Origin of the sequence: Micromonospora sp. LOL_021 (assembly GCF_048060215.1) — a bacterium.
Classification (GTDB): Bacteria; Actinomycetota; Actinomycetes; order Mycobacteriales; family Micromonosporaceae; genus Micromonospora_E.
In genome coordinates this window covers 41,637-49,425 of sequence record NZ_JBHMIN010000049.1, presented here as the reverse complement: position 1 = coordinate 49,425, position 7,789 = coordinate 41,637, and the positions used below count along the sequence as shown (strand labels likewise).

The following is a 7,789-nucleotide window of genomic DNA, read 5'->3' as shown; positions in this document are numbered from 1 at the left end:
GCCGCCGACGAACGCCTACGCGAGGTAGTCAACAGGGCCAACGTTGCCTGACGCGGCACTAGTCTCGAAGTGCCCAGACTGGGCCTGCCTCGGTCTGACGGAGATCCCAGGGTCAAGGCGGAGATCGTCGGGTTCAGATCGGCTCGCCGGGGATGGCGGCGTACCGCCTGCGGATCTGCTCCACTGGGGCGACCGCGTCGGTCCACTGGATCGCGTCGATCGCGTGAATCCGCCGTACCCCCATCGCGGCGTTGGTGATGAACGCTCCGGCGTAGCGATCCAGCTCCGTTACGTTGACGCGGCGCTGGAGGCCGGCGCGCTCCTGCTGGATCAGCGCCATGGTGATTCCCGGCAGCACGGGTGCCTGCGGCCAGACGATCTCGTCGCCTTCGATCAGGCCGATGTTCCAGGTCGCCCCCTCGGAGACGAAACCCTCTCCATCCACGAACAGGGCGTCGTCGAAGCCAGCGAGTTGAGCCTGCCGCCGGTGGAACATCGTTCCGAACAGCCCGACATGTTTGACGGCTGGCACATCCCGCTCGTACCGGCGGGCGGTGAGCGCCAGCGGCGCGAGTGGGACCGACGACGCCGCACGCGTCGTGACGAGCACCTGCGGGCTCGACGCGCTGGCGGGATGCCCCAGATCGAGGTACGGGTCGAACACCGTCACCCGGGCGACGATCGACTCGGCGCAGCCGTCCACCACCCAGCGGAGGTAACTGCGCACCTCGTTCTGATCGAGTTCCGCGCCGAAGACCGCGCGGCAGTCCCTGGTCAGCCGGTCGAGGTGCAGCGTGAGCCCGCGGACCCGGCCGGCGTCCACTCGCATGGACGTGAAGTGGCCGTAGTTGGTGAGACCGAGCACCTGCAGCTGATCCAGATCAACGGGCTTCCCGTTCAGCAGCATTGCGTCAGTCTCGCCCGCAGCCTCGGTTTCCGACACCGCTTGGCGCGACCTGGTCCGACAGCAGGGTGCCGGCGGTCACGTCGCGCTGAACCGGGCGAGCGGCTCGACCAGTTCGCGTTCCTCGTAGGACAGGTGGGACAGCAGGGTGTCGGTGAGCAGGTCGACGGCGGCCTTGACGTCGCTGATCCGGTCCGGCTCGCTGACCAGGGCGACCAACGCCCGGTCGACCCGTTCCAGTACGTCGTGGATGATGTGGTGCTCCGCCGACAGCCGGTCGACCACCGGTGCGAGTCCCGGGTCGGCGCGGCGCAGCTGCGGCAGCATGCTGATGTCCTCGATGGTGTGGTGGGTGGTCACCACCCGGCAGTACGACTCGCAGTAGGCGCCGAGGGTCCAGTTGTTCTGCCGCATCGTCATCGTGTTGATGTGCGCCCGGGCACCGCCGGCGGTCATGGTGCCGGCCGCGACCTGGTCGATCAGATCGCGCACGGTCCGCAGCTCCTCGCGCAGATGATCGTGTACGTCGATCAGGTGCCGGCCGGCGGCCCGCTGGGCGGAACTGTAGGTCAGCGTCGGGTCGGGTGGCGGAGCGGTCGGTCGGGTCGACTCGTCCCAGACGCGTTCGGTGCTGAGCCGGACCCCGTCGTCGGGGGTCGGGGTGATGCCGGCGGCTGCGGCGGCCGACGCGGCCGGGCTGGCCACGGTCGTCGCCGGTACGGTCGTCGCCGGTGTCGCGGACTGGGGCGGCCGCACCGAAGCGGCCGGGTCGGCGGGGGCCGGGCCGGCGGCTGCGGCGCTACGGCCGGCAGCGACCAGGTCCCGGACCGCCGGCACCACCTCGGCGGCGAACCGGCGGATCATGTCCGGATCGTCGCTGGCCAGCAGGTAGCCGCTGAAGCCCTGCTCCAGGGTCAGTCCGGCGAGCTGCTCGGCCCAGTCGGCCGGCGTACCGGTGAGGAATCCGCCGCCGCTGCCGCCGCCGAACGTACCGCTGATGTTGTAGAGCCGGCGGACCGCAGCCGGATCCCGCCCCGCCTGCCGGGCCGCCGCGTCGATGGCCGCGTTCATCGCCGGTAGCTGCTCCGGTGACGCGTACGGGCTGCTGGGCAGCCAGCCGTCGGCGAGTCGACCGGTTACCCCGAGCATCCGCTTCTTGTACGCGCCCAGCCAGATGCCGACGGGGTGGGCGGGCGCCGGGCCCGGATGCACGCCCCATACCCGGTGGTGGCGGCCGTCGACCTTGACGGTGCCGCCGTCGGCATCCCAGACCGAGCGGATGATCTCGATCCCCTCCTCCAGTGCTTCGACGCTCTCGGTCGGGGTGAGCCGGCCGCCGCCCATCGCCGCGATCGCGTCCCAGAAGGCACCGGCGCCCAGGCCCAGCTCGACCCGGCCGCCGCTCAGCCGGTCGAGGCTGGCCGCGCTGCGGGCCAGCATCGCCGGCTGCCGCAGCGGCAGGTTGGCGACGTTCGGCGCGACCCGGACCCGGGTGGTGCGGGCGGCGATCACCGACAGCAGGGTCCAGTTGTCCAGGAACCGGGCCTGGTACGGGTGGTCCTGCACGGTCACCAGGTCGAGCCCGGCCTCCTCGGTCAGCTGGGCCAGCGCCAGGGCCCGGTCGACCTGCTCGGCGACCGGCGTGATGAAGGTGCCGAACAGCAGGTCGTGTCCGTAGTCAGCCATGTCGTTCGCTCCCCGCGACAGCAGTCATGCGTACGGATCACAAGATAGTCTGCTGAACAGACGGTCGGCAGTGTGATTATTCTGACCTGAGGATGGTCAGTGGGCGTAGACGAGCCGGCGATAAGCTCGACGTATGCCTCGTCCCGGTGAACGCACGGGTCCGGGTCCGGCTCCGGCCCGCGCCGCCGGCGGCGATCTCGGCTGGGCGCTGGGCGTGGTCTTCCGGGCGTACGTCAAGAGCAGCAGCGCGGTGCTGCACGACCTGCCCGGCGGGCCGCGCGGCCATCAGGTGCTGGCGGCGGCGGTCGAGGCCACGCCGGAGAGTCAGATTTCGCTGGCCCGTCGGCTGGGCATCGACAAGACAGTGATGACCTACCTGATCGACGATCTGGAGCGCGCCGGGCTGGTCGAGCGACGGGCCAACCCGGACGACCGCCGACACAAGACCATCGTCGCGACCGACCACGGGCACCAGGTCTGGTCGGCGACCCGGGACCGGCTGGAGCAGGCTGAAAAGCACCTACTGGGGCCGCTGCAGCCGACCGACCGCGAGGCACTGCGGTCGCTGCTGTTCCAGCTGGCCGACCAGGCACAGGCCGTCGATCCGGTCGTCGACACCTGCCAGATCGTCTCCGACATCGCCGCCGACGGCCAGCCGCACGAGCCAGCGGACGGTCCGCACTGAGCTTCGTCCAGCTCGGCCCACACCCGTCCGTCAGACCTGGGGCATGGCGGACGGAGGAGCCCATCGATGCGCCGGTCAGACAACACCCTGCTGCCGTTCTACCTGGTCGTCGACGTCTCGGTGTCGATGGCGGCGGACGGCAAGCTGGAGGCGGCGAACGAGATCGTACCGGCGCTCGTCGACGCATTGGCGCGGCACCCGGTCGTCGCGGCCCGGGTACGGTTCGGGCTGATCGACTTCTCCGACCACGCGGAGGTCCGGCTCCCGCTCGGTGACCTGCTGGCTCCCGGGCTGGTCGCACCGCCCCTCACCGTACGCGGCGGCACCTGCTACGAGTCGGCGTTCACGACCACACGGGACGAGATCGAATCGGACATGGCGCGGTTCGAGGCCAGCGGAGCGACCACGCACCGGCCGACCGTCTGGTTCGTCAGCGATGGCCGGCCCACCGACGCGCGGTCCGCCTGGCGGGCGGCGTTCGCCGAGCTGACCTCGTCCAGCGCCCGCCCGAGCGTCGTCGCCTGCGGCGTGGATGAGGCGGATCCCCGGATCATCAGGTCGCTGGCCCATCCGGCGACCGGATCGGAACGGATGGCGTCGTACCTGATGGTGCCCGGCTCCGATCCGGCCCGGACGATCACCGGGATCGCACAGGTGCTCATCGCCAGCGTCGTCCGGTCCGGCTACCGCCCAATCAGCGACGCCGGACCGGTCCTGCCCGACGGGCCGGATCTGCCGCCCGGGGTACAGCGGTTCGACCCGACCGGCCTCGGCTGATGGTGGCCTCGACTGCGGGCGAGGTGGCCCGGCCCGGCTCGGATTCGGGCGACAGTGGCCCGGCGCAGCTCGGACCAGCTATGGTGATCTTGATACGGTGATCTTGATTGTCGTCAGGCCGTCAACTGAACGGCCAAGGTCGGCTGTCCGTCAGGTTCGGATATGACCCGAACTCTTGACAATGTCCGAGGATTACACAAATTCCGGAGAACGCGGCCAACGATCGCGGCGGAGGTCTCGATGGTCGACGATCGACCCGGCGGACCAGCGCCCGATAACGGGCTACCAGCCGAAACCCGACAACGGATGATCGAACTACTCGCCGCCGAGTTCGGCGCGGCGTGGCGGACCGCTGTGGCCAGCGGCGCGGACCCTGACGATCTGGCCGAGTACGTCGACGACCGCCGACGTACCGTGGAATCGATTCCGGAGCCGGATGACCGCGACGATTGTCGTTAGCCCGGACAACGCAGCGCAACAGCACACCATCGCGTCCGGCCGACCGGACCGGCATTTTCCGGTGACCACTGAGTCAGCATCGGCCGCCGAATACGATGTGACACGCGGCGGCGGCTGACAGTCCCCATTACTCGCGCCACCATGGACACATGGCGACGGCGTACGCATCTGCGCAGTTTCCGGCAGCGGGTGGATCTTTCATCGGCCGCGCCGCGGAGCGCGCCCGGCTGACCGGGCTGCTGACCGAGGCGGCGGGCGGTGCCGCCGCGACGGTCTTCGTCGCCGGTGAGGCGGGCGTCGGAAAGAGCCGGCTGCTCCAGGAGTTCGCCGCCGAGGCCCGCTCGGCGGGCCGCACCGTACTGCGCGGTGCCTGCATCAACCTGGGCACCGGCGCGGTGCCGTACGCCCCGTTGATCGACGCCCTGCGCCGGATCGTCCGGGCACTCGGTGAACAGCGGGTACGCGAGCTGGGTGGCCCGTCCTACGCCGAGCTCAGCCGACTGGTGTCGGACTTCACCGGAGTCGCGCCCCTCGGTGAGTCGACCGCACAGCTACGGGTGTTCGGCGCGGTACAGCGGATGCTCGACCACTTCGGCGCGCACGCGCCGACCGTACTGATCTTCGAGGACCTGCACTGGGCCGACCCCTCCACCTTGGACCTTGTTTCCTACCTGGCTCGGGCGCAGACCGACGAGCGGATCCTGCTGGTGCACAGCTACCGGTCGAACGACCTGGACCGGCGGCATCCGCTGCGGACGCTGCTCGCCGAGCCGGACTTCATCCGCCGGATCCACCGGGTGGAGCTGGCCCGGTTCACCCGGGCCGAGCTGGAACAGTTCCTGACCGCGTCGACCGGCGGCCCGGTGGACCGGTCGCTGCTGGACCGGTACTACGAACTGTCCGATGGAAACGCGTTCTTCGCCGAGGAACTGGTGGTCTCCGGGGTGTTGACCGATCCCGCGTCCACCCGACTGCCCAACTCACTGAGCGAGATCATGCTGTCCCGGGTCGAACTGCTCGACGACGCCGCAGCCGACGTGCTGCGAGCCGCGGCGGTCGCCGGGCGGCGGGTGAGCCACCGGCTGCTGGCGGCCGTCTGCGACCTGCCCGACCAGCAACTGATCAAAGCCCTGCGGCAGTGCGTCGCCCAGCACGTCCTCACCATCGACGCCGCCGACGACACATACGTCTTCCGGCATGCCCTGCTGCGTGAGGCGGTCTACCAGGAACTGCTGCCGGGTGAGCGGGTCGGGCTGCACCGCGCGCTCGCCACCGCTCTCACCGCAGGCCCGGGGTTCAGCCTCGCCGAGGATCTCACCGCAGCGGCCGAATTGGCCTACCACTGGCACGAGGCCAGAGCGCTACCGGAGGCGCTGGCCGCCGCCGTCCGTGCCGGCGAGATGGCGGTACGGGTCCACGCGTTCCGCGAAGCCGAACAGCACTACCAGCGGGTGCTCAGCCTGTGGTCGCGGGTCGACGATCCGCAGCGACGCACCGGCCAGCCGCGTTGGCGGGTGCTGGCCGCCGCCGCCGACGCCGCCCGGTGGGGCGGTCGGGTCGAACAGGCACTGGAACTGATCCGCGCCGCGATCGCCGAGGTGGACCGGGCCGCCATCGCCGAGAGGGACGCCGCCCCCCGCGACGCGGGTGAACTGCTCGAACGCCTCGGCAACTACCTCTGGGAAGCCGGTGAGTACGGCGACTCGCAACAGACCTACCGGGCGGCGGCGCGGGCGCTGGCCGAGCAGCCGCCGAGCGCGGTCAGCGCCCGGGTACTGGCCGCTGTGGCGATGGCCGAGGTACGCGAGGGCCGGTACGCCGAAGGTGCGCGGGAAGGTGCCCACGCGGTCGAACTGGCCCGGGCGGTGCCGGCCCGGGCCGAGGAGGGCCGCGCGCTCAACACCCTGGGCATGGCGTTGACCATGCTCGACCAGCCCGCTGACGGCATGGCCAAGGTACGCGAGGCACTGCGGATCGCCGAGGAGGTCGACCACCTCGAGGACCTGTTCCGGGCGTACGGCAATCTTGCGGTCGCGCTGGAGCACGTGGGGCGGCTGACCGACTCGGTCCAGGTCGCCCTCGACGGGCTGAAGGTGGCCCGCGCACGCGGTCTGGAGCAGGCCCGCGGCGCCGGCGTGCTGGCCAACAACGCCGCCGCGACACTGGTACTGCTCGGCCGATGGGACGAGGCGGCCGCGGTGCTGGACGACGTGCTGCGGGCCAGGCCGCTGCGGGGCACCCTCTACCCCCGGCTGACCCTGGCCGAGATCCGGCTGGCCCAGGGGTCCTTCGAGGCGGCCGCCGATTTGCTGGCCGGCGTCCAACTGGCGGACCGACCGACCACCGACCCCCGGTTCGTCGGACCGCTGTACGCCTGCCTGGTGGAGCTCGCCCTGTGGCGGGACGACCTGGCCGGGGCGGGTGAGGCGGTGCGAGCCGGCCTGGCCGCACTGGACGGCCAGGCCAACATCCTGGAGCTGACCCGGATGTACGCCTTCGGACTACGGGCCGCCGCCGACGAGTGCGAGCTGCTGCGCACGCAACCCGAGCGCGACCCGGTCCGGTTGTCGGCGGTTGTCGGGTACGCCGAACGGTTGGCCGAACAGGCGGCGGTGCCGGCCGAGGGCCCGGACCTCCCAAAGGCTGACCAGCCGGACCCGCCGCCAGCCGACCAGGCTGGGGTTTCGCAGGTACGGGTGTGGCGTGACCTCTGCTTGGCCGAGCTCGCCCGGGCCCGGGGCACCGCCGACCCCGATGCCTGGGCGGCGGTGGCCCATGGCTGGTCGCTGCTCGGTCGGTCCTACCCGGCGGGCTACGCCTACTGGCGGGAGGCCGAGACCGCGCTCGCCGCCGCCGACCTGACCCGTGCCGGCTCGGCCGCCCGGTCGGCCTGGCAGGCGACCGAGCCGCTGCCGGACGGGCCACTGCGTACCGAGATCGAAGCGATGGCCCGTCGTGCCCGTATCCCCCTCGACCCGGAGCTACCGGAGCCGGCCGACGACACCGCCGGGCCGGCAGCACGGCCGTTCGGTCTCACCGCCCGCGAGTTGGAGGTGCTGTGTCTGCTCTGCCTGGGCAGGACCAATCGGGAGATCGCCACCGAACTGTTCATCACTGAACGCACGGCGGGTGTCCACGTGTCCAACCTGCTCAAAAAGATGTCGGCCAACAACCGCAATGCCGCCGCCTCGATGGCCCATCGGCTCCGGCTCTGCGCCAATCGGGAATCCGGATAGACCTCCGTACGGAGCCGTCGCGCCGAACGTACCGGTGGTTCG

6 protein-coding genes are annotated in these 7,789 nt (G+C 71.0%); 4 read left to right on the top strand and 2 right to left on the bottom strand.

The annotated features are described in order from the left end of the window. Positions 1–133: 133 nt before the first annotated feature. Both ACFHWT_RS25230 and ACFHWT_RS25225 read right to left on the bottom strand, forming a co-directional pair. Positions 134–907 (bottom strand): aminotransferase class IV family protein, encoded by a 774-nt coding sequence (locus tag ACFHWT_RS25230; RefSeq protein WP_416597177.1) that lies wholly within the window; start codon positions 905–907, stop codon positions 134–136. Between the two features lie 75 nt (positions 908–982). Continuing rightward, on the bottom strand, positions 983–2,590 hold the full coding sequence (locus tag ACFHWT_RS25225) for an LLM class flavin-dependent oxidoreductase (RefSeq protein ID WP_416597176.1): 1,608 nt from the start codon (positions 2,588–2,590) through the stop codon (positions 983–985). Between the two features lie 133 nt (positions 2,591–2,723). Between ACFHWT_RS25225 and ACFHWT_RS25220 the strand changes: the two genes are divergently transcribed. The 4 genes from ACFHWT_RS25220 (at position 2,724) to ACFHWT_RS25205 (ending at position 7,747) form a co-directional block, all read left to right on the top strand. After that, complete coding sequence (locus ACFHWT_RS25220) at positions 2,724–3,275, top strand: MarR family winged helix-turn-helix transcriptional regulator (RefSeq protein ID WP_416597175.1); 552 nt, start codon at positions 2,724–2,726, stop codon at positions 3,273–3,275. Positions 3,276–3,341: 66 nt separating this feature from the next. After that, positions 3,342–4,052: a vWA domain-containing protein gene (locus ACFHWT_RS25215; RefSeq protein WP_416597174.1), complete on the top strand. Its 711-nt coding sequence runs from the start codon at positions 3,342–3,344 to the stop codon at positions 4,050–4,052. A 240-nt stretch (positions 4,053–4,292) separates the two neighbouring features. After that, positions 4,293–4,511, top strand: coding sequence for a hypothetical protein (locus tag ACFHWT_RS25210; RefSeq protein WP_416597173.1), 219 nt, complete (start codon positions 4,293–4,295; stop codon positions 4,509–4,511). 149 nt (positions 4,512–4,660) lie between these two features. Beyond that, the gene (locus tag ACFHWT_RS25205) at positions 4,661–7,747 is read left to right on the top strand and encodes an AAA family ATPase (RefSeq protein ID WP_416597172.1); all 3,087 of its coding nucleotides are present in this window, start codon (positions 4,661–4,663) and stop codon (positions 7,745–7,747) included. The last annotated feature ends 42 nt before the right edge of the window (positions 7,748–7,789 follow it).